Origin of the sequence: Streptomyces sp. NPDC051963 (assembly GCF_044593495.1) — a bacterium.
Classification (GTDB): Bacteria; Actinomycetota; Actinomycetes; order Streptomycetales; family Streptomycetaceae; genus Streptomyces.
In genome coordinates this window covers 276,582-294,136 of the sequence record NZ_JBIUCC010000004.1, presented here as the reverse complement: position 1 = coordinate 294,136, position 17,555 = coordinate 276,582, and the positions used below count along the sequence as shown (strand labels likewise).

The window sequence follows — 17,555 nt, the reverse complement described above, 5'->3', positions numbered from 1 at the left end:
ACACCCTCGTTCGGGGGTAGTGAGACCTGCATCACGAATTACACGATGGCAGAGAGCCGCCCGGCAATGGTCCGGTGACGAGGAGGACATATGACGACGGCGACGGAGCTCTTCCGCAGTGCGCGGGACTTCCTGCTGGAGCACCGCGAGAACTACGCGCAGGCGTACGAGGGATTCAGCTGGCCCCGGCCCGAGCGGTTCAACTGGGCGCTCGACTGGTTCGACGTCATCGCCGACGGCAACGACGGGACCGCCCTGCACATCGTCGAGGAGGACGGCACCGAGGTCCGGGTGTCCTTCGCGGAGATGTCCGACCGGTCGGACCGGGTGGCGAACTGGCTGCGCGGGCAGGGCGTCGGCGCCGAGGACCGGATCCTCGTCATGCTCGGCAACCAGTCCGAGCTGTGGGAGACGGCGCTGGCCGCGATGAAGCTGCGCGCCGTCGTCATCCCGGCCACCCCGCTGCTCGGCCCCGCCGACCTGCGCGACCGGGTGGAGCGCGGGCACGTGCGGCAGGTGCTGGTACGGGCCGAGGACACCGGCAAGTTCGACGAGGTGCCCGGCGACTACACGCGCATCGCGGTCGGCGGGGTGCCCGAGGGCTGGCAGGCGTACGAGGACGCGTACGCCGCCTCGGCCGACTTCGCCCCGGACGGGCCGACCATGGCCGACGCCCCGCTGATGCTGTACTTCACCTCCGGCACCACCGCCCGCCCGAAGCTGGTCGAGCACACCCACACCTCGTACCCGATCGGCCATCTGGCGACCCTGTACTGGATCGGCCTCAAACCCGGCGACGTCCACCTGAACATCTCCTCCCCGGGCTGGGCCAAGCACGCCTGGTCCAACCTGTTCGCTCCGTGGAACGCGGAGGCGACCGTCTTCATCCACAACTACACGCGCTTCGACGCGGCCCGGCTGATGGCGGAGATGGACCGGGCGGGCGTGACCACGTTCTGCGCCCCGCCGACCGTGTGGCGCATGCTCATCCAGGCCGACCTGACCCAGCTGCGCACCCCGCCGCGCGAGGCCGTGGCGGCGGGGGAGCCGTTGAACCCCGAGGTCATCGAGCAGGTGCGGCGGGCCTGGGGCGTGACCATCCGCGACGGTTTCGGCCAGACCGAGACCGCGGTGCAGATCTCCAACAGCCCCGGCCAGCCCCTGAAGACGGGCTCCATGGACCGTCCCGGCCCCGGCTACCGAGTCGAACTCCTCGACCCGGTCTCCGGCGCACCCGGCGCCGCGGAGGGCGAGATCGCCCTCGACCTGTCGGCCCGCCCCGTCGGCCTGATGACCGGCTACCACGGCGACCCGGAGCGTACGGCCCGGGCGATGGCCGGCGGCTACTACCGCACCGGCGACATCGGCTCCCGGGACGCCGACGGCTACCTCACCTACGTCGGCCGCTCCGACGACGTCTTCAAGGCCTCCGACTACAAGATCTCCCCCTTCGAGCTGGAGAGCGCCCTGCTGGAGCACGATGCGGTGGCCGAGGTGGCCGTCGTGCCCGCGCCGGACGCACTGCGGCTGGCGGTGCCCAAGGCGTATGTCGTCCTCGCGGCGGGCTGGGAACCCGGGCCGGGCACCGCGAAGGTGCTGTTCGAGCACTCCCGTGAGGTCCTCGCCCCCTACAAGCGCCTCCGCCGCCTGGAGTTCGCGCCGCTGCCCAAGACCGTCTCCGGCAAGATCCGCCGGATCGAGCTGCGCGAGGCCACGGCCGCCGGCTCGGACGCCGAGTACCGCGAGGAGGACTTCCGGTGACCTCGTACACCCACGGGACGAGCGGGACCGCACTGCTCGGCGAGACGATCGGCGCCAACCTGGACCGGGCCGTCGCCGCCTGGCCGGACCGCGAGGCGCTCGTCGACGTGCCCTCCGGGCGGCGCTGGACCTACGCCCGATTCGCGGCGGACATCGACGAGTTGGCGTACGCGCTGCTCGCGAGCGGTGTCACCAAGGGCGACCGGGTGGGCATCTGGGCGGTGAACTGCCCCGAGTGGGTGCTGGTCCAGTACGCCACCGCCCGTATCGGCGCGATCATGGTGAACATCAACCCGGCGTACCGTACGCACGAGGTCGAGTACGTCCTGGGCCAGGCCGGGATCTCCCTGCTCTTCGCCTCGCTCCGCCACAAGACCAGCGACTACCGGGCGATGATCGAGCAAGTGCGTGGCAAGTGCCCGCAGTTGAGGGAGACCGTGTTCATCGGGGACCCCGGCTGGGACGCGCTGATCGCGCGGGGGACGCCGGTCCCGTACGAGGTTCTGTCCTGCGACGACCCGATCAACATCCAGTACACGTCGGGCACGACGGGCTTCCCCAAGGGCGCGACCCTCTCCCACCACAACATCCTCAACAACGGCTATTTCGTGGGTGAGTCGATCGCCTACAGCGAGCAGGACCGGGTGTGCATTCCCGTGCCCTTCTACCACTGCTTCGGCATGGTCATGGGCAATCTGGCCGCCACCTCCCACGGCGCCTGCATGGTGATCCCGGCCCCCTCCTTCGACCCGAAGGCCACACTGGAGGCCGTCCAGCAGGAGCGCTGCACCTCCCTGTACGGCGTACCGACCATGTTCATCGCGGAGTTGAACCTCCCCGACTTCGCCTCGTACGACCTCTCCTCCCTGCGCACCGGCATCATGGCGGGCTCGCCCTGCCCGGTGGAGGTGATGAAGCGGGTGGTCGCCGAGATGAACATGGCCGAGGTGTCGATCTGCTACGGCATGACGGAGACCTCGCCCGTCTCCACGCAGACCCGGCGCGACGACGACCTGGAACACCGCACCGGCACGGTCGGCCGGGTGCTGCCGCACGTCGAGGTCAAGGTCGTGGACCCGGCGACCGGGGTGACACAACCCAGGGGCACCGCGGGCGAGTTGTGCACCCGCGGCTACAGCGTGATGCTCGGCTACTGGAACGAACCCGAGAAGACCGCCGAGGCCGTCGACGCCGCCCGCTGGATGCACACCGGTGACCTCGCGGTGATGCGCGAGGACGGTTATGTCGAGATCGTCGGCCGCATCAAGGACATGATCATCCGGGGCGGCGAGAACATCTACCCGCGTGAGATCGAGGAGTTCCTCTACGCCCATCCGAAGGTCGCGGACGTCCAGGTGGTCGGCGTACCGCACGAGCGCTACGGCGAGGAGGTCCTCGCCTGTGTCATCCCGCGCGACCCGGCCGACCCGCCGGTCCTGGAGGAACTGCGGTCCTTCTGCGAGGGACGGCTGGCCCACTACAAGATCCCGAGCCGGCTGCGGATCCTGGAGTCCTTCCCGATGACCGTGTCCGGGAAGGTGCGCAAGATCGAGTTGCGGGAGGAGGCGGCGCGGGGGCTCTGACGCTCGGCTACAGGGCGTCGCTGGTGCCCGTGGCGTCCAGTTCGTCGGCGAGGCCGTTGACCGGCTGGGGGGTGCCCGTGAGGTCGAGGACGAAGAGCGGGACGCCCAGGGCGTCGGCGCGGGTGCGGGCGTCCGTCGCGTATCCGGCGAGGGAGAAGTAGACGCAGTCGGCGGACTCCGTCATGGCCGTCAGCCACAGGCACTCCACGTCCCGCAGTGAGGCGGGGCGCACGGTCGGATCGACCTGCGCCACCAGGCCGCGGGCGGCCAGGCCGATGCCGGACGGGGGTCGCTGGTCCGCCCGGCGGATGTCCTCGTAGCCGAGCCAGCGCAGATAGAGGGCCGCGGCGGTGACGGCGTCGCGGGCCGTGCGGATGGTCACCGGGTTGAAGGCGCGTCGCGGGGCCGGCGTCGCGGGCTCGGCCGCCTCGCCGTCGTCAGCCGCGCGCGCCATCGGGATCCGCAGCAGAGTGCCGCAGGCGCAGCCCAGCTCCGGCCGCGGCCACTGGTCGCTGCGGCCGCAGGACGCGCAGTGCACGGTGACCCACTGCTCGTCCCAGACCGGGTGGGTGACGGCCGTCGCGGTCCCCTCCGGATCGAGCTGCACGATCACCGGCGCGCCGCACGCGCACGGATACGACGGAGCCGTGTAGAGCTGCTCGCGCCGACAGGCCGGGCAGCGCACCGACACGCTCTCGGACATGGCCCACTCCAGGACGAGATCGCGACCGCACACCGGGACAGCGCTGCCATCGTCCTCCAGGAAACCCCTGCTTGTCCGTCTCTTGACTGCCCTTCCCCGACCCGCCTACATTGTTTCCAGATAGTAGAAAACTAATTCCACTATGCGGAAGTACTCACCGCGGGGCGCGACGGGAGTGCACATCCGACAGCCGAAGCAGGAGTACTCAATGGCTCGTATGACCGCTGCCCGCGCGGCAGTCGAGATCCTCAAGCGCGAGGGCGTCAGCGACGCGTTCGGTGTCCCGGGCGCGGCGATCAACCCGTTCTACGCGGCCCTCAAGGCCTCCGGCGGTGTCCAGCACACCCTCGCCCGGCACGTCGAGGGCGCCTCGCACATGGCGGAGGGGTACACCCGGACCCACCCGGGCAACATCGGGGTCTGCATCGGTACGTCCGGCCCCGCCGGCACCGACATGATCACCGGTCTGTACTCCGCCATCGGTGACTCCATCCCGATCCTCTGCATCACGGGCCAGGCCCCGACCGCCGTGATCCACAAGGAGGACTTCCAGGCCGTCGACATCGCCTCGATCGCCAAGCCGGTCACGAAGATGGCCGTCACCGTCCTGGAGGCCGCGCAGGTCCCCGGCGTCTTCCAGCAGGCCTTCCACCTGATGCGGTCCGGCCGTCCCGGCCCCGTCCTCATCGACCTGCCGATCGACGTCCAGCTCACCGAGATCGAGTTCGACCCGGAGACGTACCAGCCGCTGCCGGTGTACAAGCCCGCCGCGAGCCGCGCCCAGATCGAGAAGGCGATCGGGATGCTGAACGCCGCCGAGCGCCCGCTGATCGTGGCCGGCGGTGGTGTCATCAACGCCGACGCGGCCGAACTCCTCGTCGAGTTCGCCGAGTTGACCGGCACCCCGGTCGTCCCCACCCTCATGGGCTGGGGCATCCTGCCCGACGACCACGATCTGAACGCCGGCATGGTGGGCCTTCAGACCTCGCACCGCTACGGCAACGCGACCTTCCTGGAGTCCGACTTCGTCCTCGGCATCGGCAACCGCTGGGCCAACCGCCACACCGGCAAGCTCGACGTCTACACGGCCGGCCGGAAGTTCGTCCACGTCGACATCGAGCCCACCCAGATCGGCAAGATCTTCGCGCCGGACTACGGCATCGCGTCGGACGCGAAGGCGGCCCTGGAGCTCTTCGTCGAGGTGGCAAGGGAGTTGAAGGCGGCCGGCAAGCTGCCCGACCGCTCCGACTGGGCCGCCGCCGCGCAGGAGCGCAAGGCCACCCTCCAGCGCCGTACGCACTTCGACAACATCCCGATCAAGCCGCAGCGCGTCTACGAGGAGATGAACAAGGCCTTCGGCCCGGAGACCCGGTACGTCTCCACGATCGGCCTCTCGCAGATCGCCGGCGCCCAGATGCTGCACGTCTACCGGCCGCGGCACTGGATCAACTGCGGCCAGGCGGGGCCCCTCGGCTGGACCGTCCCGGCCGCGCTCGGCGTCGCCAAGGCCGACCCGGAGGCACAGGTCGTGGCGCTCTCCGGCGACTACGACTTCCAGTTCATGCTGGAGGAGCTGGCGGTCGGGGCGCAGCACAAGATCCCGTACGTCCATGTCCTGGTCAACAACTCCTACCTGGGCCTGATCCGCCAGGCGCAGCGGGCGTTCGAGATCGACTTCCAGGTCAACCTGGAGTTTGAGAACATCAACTCGCCCGAACTGGGCGTCTACGGCGTGGACCACGTCAAGGTCGCCGAGGGCCTCGGCTGCAGGGCGATCCGGGTGACCGACCCGAACGAACTGGGCGCGGCACTGGAGGAGGCCAAGAAGCTCGCCGCCGAGTTCCAGGTGCCGGTGATCGTCGAGGCGATCCTGGAGCGGGTCACCAACATCTCCATGTCCACCACCAACGACATCAGCAACGTGGTGGAGTTCGAGGAGCTGGCGACCGAGCCCGGCCATGCGCCGACATCGATCAAGACACTGAAGGTCTGACAGGACGCTGAGGGTCTGACACGGCGCACCATCACCAGGGGCGGCCCATCCGGAGGGATGGGCCGCCCTTCGCGCTGTCCCGCGCTCGCACTGACGCCGGGCCCGCCGCCCCCGTGCCGGCGGGCCCGGCGTGTGGGGTTCCTGCCCGTATCCGGGGGTGGTTGAAGCATCCAGGCCCGTCTTCAGAGGTTGATTTGAGGGTTCCGTAGACGGCGTACGCCCTGTGCGGCAGGCGGGGTCACTGCTCGTGGTGCTCCGACAGTCCCGGCCAGTCGTCCGGGCCGCCGCCCTGCCACTCGATGAGGTCACTCTGCTCCACGTCCGTCACGTACAGATCGGCCAGCCGCAGAATCTCGCCCACGTCGTCGATGTGCGAGGCGACCCCCAGCGTGTCGTCGTCCGTGGTGACACGCCGGGATCCGTCCAGGGCCGGGGGGTGCACCACGATGTGCGGGTGTTCCAGTGGATGTTCCAGTGGGTGTGCCATGCCTTCAGCGTCCTGCGGACGGGCCGCCGGCGCACCCCGGAACACGCCGAGGAGCGCCGGATACGGGTTGTCCGTATCCGGCGCTCCTCGGGATGTCGTACCGGGACCGCGGCGGGCGCGACGGAACCGGGGTGCTCCTTCCCTCAGGTCGAGAAGGAGTGCCTCGGGGCCTTCACCACCGCACTGGCTCGCACACCGCCGCGGTCCACACCCTGCCCGCGCCCCGTACCGAGGGACCACCCCTCATCCGGGTCGGTCGGTTGCCGGGCGCGGGCAGGGAGTTCAGTCCTCGCGCAGGGCGTGGACGGCCTCCTCCACGCGCTTGCCGTACTCCGGGTCGGCGGCGTGGAAGTGGGCCAGGTTCTTCTCGATCACGTCGTCGCGGGAGACCTGGGACAGACCGCCGGCGATGTTCGCGACGAGACGGGACTTCTCCTCCTCGGACATCAGGCGGTAGAGCTCGCCCGCCTGGAAGAAGGCGTCGTCCTTGGTGTGGAGCGGGGCCTCGTGCGTGCCCGTGTGGCCGGCCACCGCCAGCGGGGCGGACAGCGGGCGTCCGGTCTCGGCCGGGCCGTCGTAGGAGTTGGGCTCGTAGTTCTTGGCGTGGCGGCCCTGGGAGTTGGAGGCCATGAAGCCGTCGCGGCCGTAGTTGTCCGCGACGGTCGCCTTCGGGGCGTTCACCGCGAGCAGGGTGTGGTTGACGCCCAGGCGGTAGCGGTGCGCGTCCGCGTAGGCGAACAGGCGGCCCTGGAGCATCTTGTCGGGGGAGGGGCCGATGCCCGGAACGAAGTTGTTCGGGGAGAACGCGGCCTGCTCGACCTCGGCGAAGACGTTGTCCGGGTTGCGGTCCAGGACCAGCCGGCCCACGCGCTGGAGCGGGTAGTCCTTGTGCGGCCAGACCTTGGTCAGGTCGAAGGGGTTGAAGCGGTACTCCGCCGCGTCGGCCGCCGGCATCACCTGGACGTGCAGGGTCCATGACGGGTTGACGCCCCGCTCGATCGCCTGAAGCAGGTCCGTCTGGTGGGAGCCCGGGTCCTTGCCCGCGATCTCGGCGGCCTGCTCGGAGCTCAGGCAGCGGATGCCCTGGTTGGTCTTGAAGTGGTACTTGACGAAGAACGCCTCGCCGTCGGCGTTGGTCCACTGGTAGGTGTGCGAGCCGTAGCCGTTCATGTGGCGGTACGACGCCGGGATACCGCGGTCGCCCATCAGCCAGGTCACCTGGTGCGTGGCCTCGGGGGCGTGCGCCCAGAAGTCCCAGACGTTGTCCGGCTCCTGCTTGCCGGTGAACGGGTCGCGCTTCTGCGAGTGGATGAAGTCCGGGAACTTGATCGGGTCCTTGATGAAGAACACCGGGGTGTTGTTCCCGACGAGGTCGTAATTGCCCTCTTGCGTATAGAACTTGACCGCGAAGCCGCGCGGGTCGCGGACTGCGTCCGCGCCGCCCAGGTTGTCGGCCACGGTCGAGAAGCGCAGGAACACCTCGGTGCGCTTGCCGACGGTGCTCAGGAAGTCGGCGTGGGTGAAGCCGGTGACGTCGTCGGTCACCTCGAAGTAGCCGTACGCGCCGGAACCGCGGGCGTGCACCACGCGCTCCGGGATGCGCTCGCGGTTGAAGCGCGCCAGCTTCTCCAGGAGGTGCTGGTCCTGGAGAAGGAGAGGGCCGCCGATGCCGGCGGAGGCGGAGTTCTGGTTGTCGGCGACCGGGGCGCCGGACTCGGTGGTGAGCACGCGCTTCGACATCGTGGACCTTCCGTACGAGAGTCAGCGGGAATCTTCGGAAAGGGACTTCCGCTTCGTGGAGCCTAGGTTTGGGGCGATCTGGACGTCAACAGTTTGTTGAACTGGATTCCGGGCCGCGGCGGCGCTTGGGCGCGACAGGACAGATGTCAGCACCGCCGCGGCCCGGAGGTCTGTGTGGCGGGCGTCAGATCTGCGCGCCGGAGAGGCGCTCGACCGCCCGCAGCAGGGCCGAGTGGTCGAGCCCGCCGTCGCCCTGCGCACGCAGGCTGGCGACCAGCTGGGCGACCACCGCACCGACCGGAAGGGCGGCGCCCACGTTGCGCGCCGCGTCCGTGACGATGCCCATGTCCTTGTGGTGCAGGTCGATACGGAAGCCCGGCTTGAAGTCCCGGTTCAGGAAGTTGTCCTTCTTGCGGGTCAGCACGGTGGAGCCGGCGAGCCCGCCGTTCAGCACGTCCAGCGCGGCCGTCAGGTCCACGCCGGACTTCTCCAGGAAGACCACGGCCTCGGCGCACGCCTGGATGTTCACGGCGACGATCAGCTGGTTGGCGGCCTTCACGGTCTGCCCCGAGCCGTGCGGACCGCACAGCACGATGGTCTTGCCGAGGGCGTCGAAGATCGGCTTGGCCTGGTCGAAGTCGACCTGCTCGCCACCGACCATGATCGACAGTACGGCCTCGATCGCGCCGGCCTCACCGCCGGACACCGGGGCGTCCAGCACGCGGATGCCCTTGTCCTTGGCGGCCTTCGCCAGGTCGACGGAGGTCTGCGGGGTGATCGAGGACATGTCGATCAGCAGCGCGCCGGACCTCGCGTTCTCCAGGATGCCGTCCGGACCGTACGCGATGGCCTCGACCTGCGGGGAGGCCGGCACCATCGTGACGACCACGTCGGCGTCCCGCACGGCCTCGGCGATCGAACCGGCGGCGCGGCCACCGGCGGCGGCCAGCCGGTCGAGCTTGTCCTGCTCCAGGGTGAAGCCGGTGACGTCGTAACCCGCCTTGATCAGGTTCTCGGACATGGGGGAGCCCATGATGCCGAGGCCTATCCAGGCGATCGCAGGGCGGGTTGGGTGGGAGGAAGCTGCGCGTGCATTGCTCATTCTGAGGGTGCCTTTCGGTACGGGGATCAGCGGGGCAGCCAGTCGAAGGCCTCGGCGCTCGGGCGGTCGCCCGGCTTGTATTCCAGGCCGACCCAGCCGTCGTAACCCGCCTTGTTCAGCTGGTCGAGGAGGTCTTCGAGGGGCAGCGAGCCCGTACCCGGCGCTCCGCGGCCCGGGTTGTCGGCGATCTGCACATGGCCGGTCTTCGACGTGTACTGCTCGATCACCGACGGCAGGTCCTCGCCGTTCATGGACAGGTGGTACAGGTCCATGAGGAACTTCGCATTGCCGAGTCCCGTCGCCTCGTTGACCTTGTCGACGATCCCGACGGCGGCGGGCGCGCTCACCAGCGGGTACAGCGGCGACTCGGGCCGGTTCAGCGCCTCGATCAGCAGGATCGCGCCGATCCGCTCGGCCGCCCGCGCCGCGAGGACGAGGTTCTCCAGGGCGAGCGCGTCCTGCTCGGCCGGGTCCACGCCCTCGACGCGGTTGCCGTACAGGGCGTTGAGCGCCGTGCAGCCCAGCGACCGGGCGAAGTCGGCCGCCACGTCGATGTTGGCGCGGAACTTCTCCGACTCCTCGCCGGGGAGCGACAGGGCGCCCCGGTCCGGGCCGGGCAACTGTCCGGCGTAGAAGTTCAGGCCCGTGAGCTGGACGCCCGCGTCCTCGATCGCCTGCTTGAGGGCGTCGAGCTCGGACTGCTCGGGGGTGGGAGAGTCGACCCAGGGCCACCACAGCTCGACCGCGGTGAAGCCGGCCGCGGCGGCGGCCGCGGGGCGCTCCAGGAGCGGGAGTTCCGTGAAGAGGATCGACAGGTTGACGTTGAAGCGCTGGTCTGCGGCTGTGCTCAATTTAAAACCTGGCATCAGGGTCGGCGCTCCCTTCCATGTCGAGTGATTCCGTATTGTGGAAGTTTGTTTCTGCTTAATGGAAGATTGCCGCCCTGGGTCGCCGCTTGTCAAGAGGGGTCGGCGGAAGTCGGTGTCGCGGAGAGCGGCGGGCGCGCCCGGGCCGGTGGTCGCGGGTCATCGATGCCGAAGCGGTGGGTCGTCGAGCGGACCTGCGGTCATGATCGATCTCGGCGCCGAGGGGGCATGGCCCCTGCGCGCCCCCCGTAGGTGTCCGAATCGAAACATCCGCCCCGCGGTCTCCGGGGCGGGAGCGGCCAAAGGCGCTACCGGTCGGTAAGCGCCAGCTGTCGTGCGCTTCTTCTGATACGGGGCCCGCTGCCGCCGTGCGCCGTTGTGCAAACGATATCTCGGGGCCCGCATCTTCTTTGGCTCAAAGTGTTGACCCGGAAGAAACCTGGGTGCAAAGGTTTGCGCACTCTGAGGGCCGGATTCACTAGGGAGTGTCTTCCATGCGCCTTATGCCCTGTTCGCGAAGATTCGCCGTACGCCTGGCCGCCCTGCCCGCGGCGGCCCTCCTGGTCGCCGCCTGCGGCTCCGGCGGGGGCAGTGGCTCGGCCGGTGGAGACGGCAAGACCGTCTACATGCTGTTGCCCAACACCACGACCGTGCGCTTCACCACTCAGGACGGCCCCGACTTCAAGGCCGCGATGCAGAAGGCCATGCCGGACGCCAAGGTCGTCATCCAGAACGCCGAGAACGACCCGCAGAAGCAGGTCCAGCAGGTCGAGACCGCCATCTCCGGCGGAGCGGCCGCGATCGTGCTGATCGCCGCCGACCCCTACATAGCCGGCGGCGCGCTCCAGAAGGCGTCCGTCGCCAAGGTCCCCGTGCTGCTCTACGACCACGACGCGCGTGGTGGCGAAGCGGCAGCACAGGTCGTCTTCGACTCGCTGTCGGTCGGCCAGAACCAGGGCAAGGACGCCGCCAAGCTGCTCGCCGAAGGCACGACCGCCAAGCCCAAGGTCATCGCCCGTATCTACGGCAACCAGGGCGACTTCGGCACCACCCAGTACAAGAAGGGCCAGGACCAGTACATCAAGCCGCTGGTGACGGCCGGGAAGGTCAAGGTCGCCTGCGAGACGTACACGCCCAACTGGGACCCGGCCAAGGCGCAGTCCGAGATGGAGCAGTGCCTGACCAAGACCGGCAACAAGATCGACGCCGTGGTCGTGATGAACGACGGCACCGCCGGCGGCGCCATCGCCGCGCTCAAGGCCCAGTCGCTGACCGGCAAGGTGCCGGTGATCGGCGGCCAGGACGCCGACCTCCAGGCCGTCCAGTACATCCTGCTCGGCTACCAGTACAGCACCGTCTACAAGCCGTTCAAGCTCCAGGCCTCCAAGGCCGCCGAACTGACGGTGCAGCTGCTCAAGACCGGCAAGATCAACAAGAGTGACATCGACATCTATGTGGACAACGGCTTCATGAAGCCCGGCGTCCCGGCGGCCTTCCTCCCCGTACAGGACCTCCACGCCGACACGGTCTCCACGCTCGTCAAGGACGGCGTCTGGACCTGGAAGCAGATCTGCACGGGTCCCACCGCGGCCACGGAGACCTGCAAGAAGGAAATGGGATGAGCAAGGAAACGGCCGCCGTGACCACGGCGGCCCCGCTCCTCGAACTCCGCCAGGTGGTCAAACTCTTCGGCGGAGTGCATGCCCTGGAGGGCATCGACCTCGCCGTCGCCCCGGGCGAGATCGTGGCCGTCGTCGGCGACAACGGAGCGGGCAAGTCGACCCTGATGAAGGTCATCTCCGGGCTTCAGCCCGCCGACGGGGGTGAGATCCTCTTCGACGGCAAGCCCGTCGAGCTGCGCCGCCCGATCGACTCCACGGCGCTCGGCATCGAGACCGTCTACCAGGACCTCGCGCTCTGCGACAACCTCGACACCGTCCAGAACCTCTTCCTCGGCCGGGAGGAGACCGGCCCACTGCTGCGCGGCGCACGTCTGCGCCGGGCGGACATGGAGCACCGGGCGCAGGAGACCATCCGCCGGCTGGGCGCGAAGATCCCCTCCCTGCGCACTCCGGTCGGCCGTCTCTCGGGCGGCCAGCGGCAGTCCATCGCCGTCTGCCGCTCCACCCTCTCCGACCCGCGGCTCGTCCTGATGGACGAACCGACGGCGGCGCTCGGCGTCGAGCAGAGCACCGGCGTGCTCAACCTGATCCGCCAACTGCGCGCCGAACACGGCTGCGCGATCGTGCTGATCTCGCACGCCCTGCGCGACGTCCTGGAAGTCGCCGACCGCATCGTCGTCCTGCGCCTGGGCAACAAGGTCGCCGAGTTCGACAACACCGAACGCACCACCAACTCGGACCAGCTCGTCGCCGCCATCACAGGAATCTCGGCCCCATGACCACATCGAAGCAACCGCCCGCGGCCGTCGCCGCCACGTCCGCCCCGCCGCCCGTCGCGCGGGTGGAAAGCCGCCAGTCCCGCCGCCGGATGGCGCTCGACGCCATCGCCGGACGGTACCGATTCGTCCCCGTCGTCTTCATGCTGGCCGTGATCTGGGCCTTCTTCGCCGCCCAGGACAGCGCCTTCCTGGGCAACCGCAACATCACCAACCTGCTGGTGCAGATCGTTGTCACCGCGACGATCGCGCTGGGCATCGTCTTCGTCCTGCTGCTCGCCGAGATCGACCTCTCGGTCGCCGCCACCAGCGGAGCGGCGGCGGCACTCACCGCGATCCTCGTGGTCAACCACAACTGGCCAGCCTGGCTCGGCCTGTTGGCCGGGATCGCGGCCGGGGCGGCGGTCGGCCTGCTCCTGGGCGCAGTCGTCACCCAGTTCGGGGTGCCGTCGTTCGTCGTCACCCTGGGCGCCCAACTCGTGTTGCTCGGCGTGATCCTGGTACTGCTGCCCGGCGGCACCGGACAGGTCAGCCTCTTCGGCACCGGCATCGCCACGCTGTCGAGCACCTACCTGCCACCCGCCCTGGGGTGGACACTCATGGCCGCAGGCATCACCACGTTCGTCCTGCTGCGTCTGCTGGCTCTGGGGGAGTCCCGACGCCGGGGCATCAACGTGAGCGTGGTGCGTGACGTCGTCGTCCCGGGCGTCCTGGTCGGCGTCGCCAGCGTCACAGCCGTGGCCGTGCTCAACAGCTATCTCGGTGTGCCCCTCCCCGTGGTGATCCTCTTCGCACTGCTCGCCGTGTTCAGCTACATCACCACCCAGACCCGCTTCGGCCTGCATCTCTACGCCGTCGGCGGCAACCCGGACGCCGCCCGTCGGGCGGGCATCCCGGTGGCCCGGGCCAAGATGATCGCCTTCAGCCTGGCGGGTGCGCTGGCCGCGCTCGGCGGCATCCTCGCCGCCTCACGACTGCTCGGGGTCTCGGCCTCCTCCGGCACGGGCACCGTGCTGCTGGAGTCCATCGCCGCGGCCGTGATCGGCGGGACCAGTCTGTTCGGCGGGCGCGGCAGCGTCTGGGACGCCCTGCTCGGCGCTCTGGTCATCGGTTCCATCTCCAACGGCCTCGACCTGATCGGTGCGGAGACCGTGGTCAAGTACGTCGCCGAGGGAGCCATCCTCGTCCTCGCGGCGACTGTGGATTCGATCCTCACCCGTGGCAGTGTCTTTGCCCGAGCGGCCAAATAGCACAGGTCCGCCGCAGAGACCGCCCTTGTAAGGAGCCCCGATGCCTTCCAGCCAGGACCAGACTGTCGGTCCGGTCGATCCGTCCCGTCGACGTCGTCCCACCCTGACCGACGTCGCCGCGATGGCCGGAGTGTCCGTATCCACGGTCAGCCGGGCTCTGGACGGCAACCCCCGCATCCCGGGGGACACTCAGCGGAAGGTCGTCGAGGCGGCGACCGTGCTGGGCTTCAGGCGCAACATCTCGGCGCGGTCCCTGCGTACCCAGTCGTCCATGCTCGTGGGCGTCGTCGTCCCCGACATCGCCATCGCCTTCTACGCCACGGTGCTGAAGTCGGCCCAGAACGTACTGGAAGCCGCCGGCTACCAGGTCGTCGTGATGAACACCGAGCGTGACGCCCAGCACGAGACCGTCGCCCTGCGCACCCTTCAGGACCGCCAGGTCGACGGACTGCTGGTCGCCACCAGTGGCGGCTACGTTCCGGACCGGGGACCGGTCGTCTTCATCGACCACGTCATCCCGGACACCGGACTGGGCTACGTCAGCCCGGACAACGCCGGAGGCATGGCCACCCTCGTGGAACACCTGGCGGTCGTCCACGGCCACACCAAGATCGCCTTTCTGGGTGTGCCGACCGGCCCGACCGACCAGGTCAAGCGCCTGGAGAACGCACCCGCCACCGAACGCCTGGAAGCCTTCCGCAACGTCATGGGCGGACGGCGGCTGCCGGTGCCACCGGAGTACCTGGCCTACGGCGACCACGAGTGGACCGAGGCCAGCGCGCAGCGGGCGGTGGCCGAACTGATGCGGGTGGCCGAGCCGCCGACCGCCATCATCGCGGCGGGCGACACCCTCGCCCTCGGCGCGCTGCGTCAACTCCGTGCCGACCGGTACCGGGTCGGCACGGAGATCGCCCTGGTCTCCTTCGACGACCCGGTCTCCAGCGACCTGCTCGATCCGCCGATGACCGCCCTGCGCCGGCACGACCGCGAACTCGGCGAGATCAGCGCGCGGATGCTGCTGACCGCGCTCGAGGGCCGTAAGTCCGGCGCCGCGGCGAAGACCGAGCACCCCACCGAGACACGGGTGCCCCTCGACCTGATCGTCCGGCGCAGCTGCGGCTGCGCACCGGAAACGCCTGAATCGGAGCCTCCACCATGAGCCGACGCCCGGTCACGCTCTTCACCGGCCAATGGGCCGACATGCCGATCGAGGAACTCGCCCGGAAGGCGGGCGAGTGGGGTTACGACGGCCTCGAACTCGCCTGCTGGGGTGACCACTTCAATGTCCGCCAAGCCGTCACCGACCCCGGGTACGTCAAACGGCAGCGGGCCCTCCTGGAACGCCACGGCCTCAATGTCTGGGCGATCTCCAACCACCTGACCGGCCAGGCCGTCTGCGACGTCCCCCTCGATCACCGGCACCGTGACGTGCTGCCGCCCCATGTGTGGGGCGACGGCGAGCCCGAGGGGGTACGGGCCCGGGCCGCCGCCGAGATGGCCGACACCGCGCGGGCCGCCGCCGCACTCGGCGTCACCCGGGTGAACGGCTTCACCGGCTCCAGCATCTGGTACATGCTGGCCGGCTTCCCGCCCGTCTCCGCGGAGACCATCGACGCGGGCTTCGACGACTTCGTGGAGCGCTGGACCCCGATCCTGGACGTCTTCCAGGCCGAGGGCGTCGTCTTCGGCCTGGAGATCCACCCCGCCGAGATCGCCTACGACTACTGGACCACCGAGCGCACCCTCGCCGCCATGAAGCACCCGGCGTTCGGCATCAACTTCGACCCCAGCCATCTGCACTGGCAGCAGGTCGACCCGGTCGCCTTCCTTGAGGGCCACGGCGACCGCGTGACCCACGTCCACTGCAAGGACGCCACCCGCCGCCTCAACGGCCGCAACGGCATCATCGCCTCCCACCTCCCCTTCGGCGACCCCCGGCGCGGCTGGGACTTCCGCTCCGTCGGCCGCGGTGGCATCGACTGGGAGGAGATCATGCGCGCGCTCAACCGCCTCGGCTACGACGGCCCGCTCTCCGTCGAGTGGGAGGACGTCGGCCTGGACCGGGAGACCGCCGCGCCGGAGGCCCTGCGCTTCGTCCGCTCGGTGGCCGCGGAGGCCTCCGACCGGCAGTTCGACGCCGCGTTCAGCACTTCCGACTGAGCCCTCACCTCTCGTAAGTAACCCCTGTGGATTGGTAGTTGTCATGGTGGACATGCTGATCGGCGGTACCTGGACGCCCGCGCTCTCGTGCGAGGCCGAGGAAGTGACCTCGCCGTTCGACGGCGCGGCCGTGGGGGCCGTACCGGTGGCCGGGTTGAAGGATGTGGAGGCGGCGCTTGCGGCGGCCGAGGCGGGCGCGGCCGTCTGGCGCGCGACACCCGCCCATGAACGGATGCAGATCCTCTTCCGCGCGGCCGTACTGGCCGACCGGAGAGCGGCCGAGACGGCACGGCTGATCAGTGCCGAGACCGGAAAGACCATCACCGAGGCGACCGGCGAGGCGGGCCGCTCCGGCGACATCATCAGGCTGGCCGCCTTCGAGGGCGCTCATCTCTACGGCGACACACTGCCGTTGGACGCCAACCGGGGCACCGGCCACGACAAGATCGGGTTCACCCTCCGCCAGCCCTGCGGGGTGGTCGTCGCCATCACCCCGTTCAACTATCCCGCGCTGCTGGTCCTCCACAAGCTCGCCCCCGCGCTCGCGGCCGGAAATGCCGTCGTCCTCAAGCCCGCCCGTACGACACCGCTGACGGCGCTCGCGCTCGCCGCGTGCTTCGTCGAGGCGGGCCTGCCGGAGGGCGTGCTCTCCGTACTGACCGGGCCGGGCGGCGTACTCGGCGACGCACTGGTCTCGGACCCGCGGGTGCGCAAGATCTCCTTCACCGGCTCGACCAGGACCGGAGAGCACATCACCCGCATGGCAGGCGTGAAGAAACTGTCGCTGGAACTTGGGGCGTCCTGCCCGGTAGTCGTCCTGCCGGACGCCGATCTGGAGGCCGCCGCATCGGCCGTCGCCCTCGGAGGCTACGTCAACGCGGGCCAGGTCTGCATCTCCGTACAACGCGTCATCACCCACCCGGCGATCAACGGTGACTTCCTGGACGCGCTGGTACCCAAGGTCGAGGCCATCCGCATGGGCGATCCCGCGTCGACGGAGACCGGTATCGGCACGCTGATCACCCAGCAGGAGGCGGAACGCGTCCACGCGTCCATCACCGACGCGGTCTCGGGCGGCGCCCGGCTGCTGACCGGCGGTGAGCGGGACGGCGCGGCCGTCACGCCCGCGGTGGTCGCGGACGTGGCACCCGGCTCGCCGTTCAGCCAGGACGAACTGTTCGGCCCCGCCGTCGCCGTCAGCACCGCCGAGGACTGGCAGTCGGCGATCGACCAGGCCAACGGCACCGCCTACGGACTGGGCGCGGGCATCTTCACCAGCGACGTCAGCGGCGCCGTGCGGGCCATCCGGGAGATCGACGCGGGCACCGTGCACATCAACTGGACCCCCCTGTGGCGCGCCGACCTGATGCCCTACGGCGGGCTCAAGGGCAGCGGCATCGGCAAGGAGGGCCCGCGCGCGGCGGTCGAGGAGATGACCGAGGCCAAGACCGTCGTCCTGCACGGCCGCCCCTGGTGAACACCGGGGTCAGCACCCCCAGTTCGTGTCCTCGT

The 17,555-nt window shown here is 69.6% G+C and carries 13 protein-coding genes and 1 pseudogene; 9 read left to right on the top strand and 5 right to left on the bottom strand.

Going from position 1 to position 17,555, the window contains the following annotated elements; all coding sequences use genetic code 11:
- Positions 1-90 precede the first annotated feature (90 nt).
- Positions 91-1,761 (top strand): AMP-binding protein, encoded by a 1,671-nt coding sequence (locus tag ACIHFB_RS18080; RefSeq protein WP_400127298.1) that lies wholly within the window; start codon positions 91-93, stop codon positions 1,759-1,761.
- A complete protein-coding gene (locus tag ACIHFB_RS18075) occupies positions 1,758-3,344 on the top strand; it encodes an AMP-binding protein (RefSeq protein ID WP_400127297.1) in 1,587 nt (528 codons plus the stop codon). The genes ACIHFB_RS18080 and ACIHFB_RS18075 overlap by 4 nt, the downstream gene beginning before the upstream one ends.
- Positions 3,345-3,351: 7 nt before the next feature.
- Here the strand turns inward: ACIHFB_RS18075 and ACIHFB_RS18070 are convergent, their stop codons facing one another.
- Positions 3,352-4,047 carry a hypothetical protein gene (locus ACIHFB_RS18070; protein WP_365274172.1) on the bottom strand — a complete coding sequence of 232 codons (696 nt, stop codon included), beginning with the start codon at positions 4,045-4,047 and terminating at the stop codon, positions 3,352-3,354.
- A gap of 208 nt (positions 4,048-4,255) precedes the next feature.
- Between ACIHFB_RS18070 and gcl the strand changes: the two genes are divergently transcribed.
- Positions 4,256-6,040 carry a glyoxylate carboligase gene (gene gcl / locus ACIHFB_RS18065; protein WP_365274169.1) on the top strand — a complete coding sequence of 595 codons (1,785 nt, stop codon included), beginning with the start codon at positions 4,256-4,258 and terminating at the stop codon, positions 6,038-6,040.
- A 238-nt stretch (positions 6,041-6,278) separates the two neighbouring features.
- Here the strand turns inward: gcl and ACIHFB_RS18060 are convergent, their stop codons facing one another.
- The 4 genes from ACIHFB_RS18060 to ACIHFB_RS18045 all read right to left on the bottom strand — a co-directional run bounded on the left by ACIHFB_RS18060 (position 6,279) and on the right by ACIHFB_RS18045 (position 10,235).
- Positions 6,279-6,527: a hypothetical protein gene (locus tag ACIHFB_RS18060; RefSeq protein WP_400127296.1), complete on the bottom strand. Its 249-nt coding sequence runs from the start codon at positions 6,525-6,527 to the stop codon at positions 6,279-6,281.
- Positions 6,528-6,809: 282 nt separating this feature from the next.
- A complete protein-coding gene (locus ACIHFB_RS18055; protein WP_365274166.1) occupies positions 6,810-8,267 on the bottom strand; it encodes a catalase in 1,458 nt (485 codons plus the stop codon).
- Positions 8,268-8,451: 184 nt separating this feature from the next.
- Positions 8,452-9,369 carry a 2-hydroxy-3-oxopropionate reductase gene (locus ACIHFB_RS18050; RefSeq protein WP_400127294.1) on the bottom strand — a complete coding sequence of 306 codons (918 nt, stop codon included), beginning with the start codon at positions 9,367-9,369 and terminating at the stop codon, positions 8,452-8,454.
- Positions 9,370-9,395: 26 nt separating this feature from the next.
- Positions 9,396-10,235, bottom strand: a complete 840-nt coding sequence (locus tag ACIHFB_RS18045) for a TIM barrel protein (RefSeq protein ID WP_400127293.1) — start codon at positions 10,233-10,235, stop codon at positions 9,396-9,398.
- Positions 10,236-10,729: 494 nt separating this feature from the next.
- Between ACIHFB_RS18045 and ACIHFB_RS18040 the strand changes: the two genes are divergently transcribed.
- From ACIHFB_RS18040 to ACIHFB_RS18015, 6 genes and pseudogenes are all read left to right on the top strand, one after another.
- Positions 10,730-11,857 carry a sugar ABC transporter substrate-binding protein gene (locus ACIHFB_RS18040; protein ID WP_400127292.1) on the top strand — a complete coding sequence of 376 codons (1,128 nt, stop codon included), beginning with the start codon at positions 10,730-10,732 and terminating at the stop codon, positions 11,855-11,857.
- Entirely contained in the window at positions 11,854-12,636 is a 783-nt protein-coding gene (locus ACIHFB_RS18035) for an ATP-binding cassette domain-containing protein (protein ID WP_365274154.1), read from the top strand. Before ACIHFB_RS18040 ends, ACIHFB_RS18035 begins: the two co-directional genes overlap by 4 nt.
- Entirely contained in the window at positions 12,633-13,883 is a 1,251-nt protein-coding gene (locus ACIHFB_RS18030) for an inner-membrane translocator (RefSeq protein ID WP_365274151.1), read from the top strand. The genes ACIHFB_RS18035 and ACIHFB_RS18030 overlap by 4 nt, the downstream gene beginning before the upstream one ends.
- Before the next feature lie 40 nt (positions 13,884-13,923).
- Positions 13,924-14,988, top strand: a pseudogene (locus tag ACIHFB_RS18025) (LacI family DNA-binding transcriptional regulator); the annotation flags it as partial.
- Positions 14,989-15,038: 50 nt separating this feature from the next.
- Positions 15,039-16,043, top strand: coding sequence for a sugar phosphate isomerase/epimerase family protein (locus tag ACIHFB_RS18020; protein WP_365274145.1), 1,005 nt, complete (start codon positions 15,039-15,041; stop codon positions 16,041-16,043).
- A gap of 43 nt (positions 16,044-16,086) precedes the next feature.
- Positions 16,087-17,520 (top strand): aldehyde dehydrogenase family protein, encoded by a 1,434-nt coding sequence (locus tag ACIHFB_RS18015; protein ID WP_365274142.1) that lies wholly within the window; start codon positions 16,087-16,089, stop codon positions 17,518-17,520.
- The last annotated feature ends 35 nt before the right edge of the window (positions 17,521-17,555 follow it).

What these genes read in the sequence shown, in the direction of transcription:
- ACIHFB_RS18080 (WP_400127298.1), top strand. Translation starts at nt 91, where the DNA reads ATGACGACGGCGACGGAGCTCTTCCGCAGTGCGCGGGACTTCCTGCTG.
- ACIHFB_RS18070 (WP_365274172.1), bottom strand. Translation starts at nt 4,047, where the DNA reads ATGTCCGAGAGCGTGTCGGTGCGCTGCCCGGCCTGTCGGCGCGAGCAG.
- gcl (WP_365274169.1), top strand. Translation starts at nt 4,256, where the DNA reads ATGGCTCGTATGACCGCTGCCCGCGCGGCAGTCGAGATCCTCAAGCGC.
- ACIHFB_RS18060 (WP_400127296.1), bottom strand. Translation starts at nt 6,527, where the DNA reads ATGGCACACCCACTGGAACATCCACTGGAACACCCGCACATCGTGGTG.
- ACIHFB_RS18055 (WP_365274166.1), bottom strand. Translation starts at nt 8,267, where the DNA reads ATGTCGAAGCGCGTGCTCACCACCGAGTCCGGCGCCCCGGTCGCCGAC.
- ACIHFB_RS18050 (WP_400127294.1), bottom strand. Translation starts at nt 9,369, where the DNA reads ATGAGCAATGCACGCGCAGCTTCCTCCCACCCAACCCGCCCTGCGATC.
- ACIHFB_RS18045 (WP_400127293.1), bottom strand. Translation starts at nt 10,235, where the DNA reads ATGCCAGGTTTTAAATTGAGCACAGCCGCAGACCAGCGCTTCAACGTC.
- ACIHFB_RS18040 (WP_400127292.1), top strand. Translation starts at nt 10,730, where the DNA reads ATGCGCCTTATGCCCTGTTCGCGAAGATTCGCCGTACGCCTGGCCGCC.
- ACIHFB_RS18035 (WP_365274154.1), top strand. Translation starts at nt 11,854, where the DNA reads ATGAGCAAGGAAACGGCCGCCGTGACCACGGCGGCCCCGCTCCTCGAA.
- ACIHFB_RS18030 (WP_365274151.1), top strand. Translation starts at nt 12,633, where the DNA reads ATGACCACATCGAAGCAACCGCCCGCGGCCGTCGCCGCCACGTCCGCC.
- ACIHFB_RS18020 (WP_365274145.1), top strand. Translation starts at nt 15,039, where the DNA reads ATGAGCCGACGCCCGGTCACGCTCTTCACCGGCCAATGGGCCGACATG.
- ACIHFB_RS18015 (WP_365274142.1), top strand. Translation starts at nt 16,087, where the DNA reads ATGGTGGACATGCTGATCGGCGGTACCTGGACGCCCGCGCTCTCGTGC.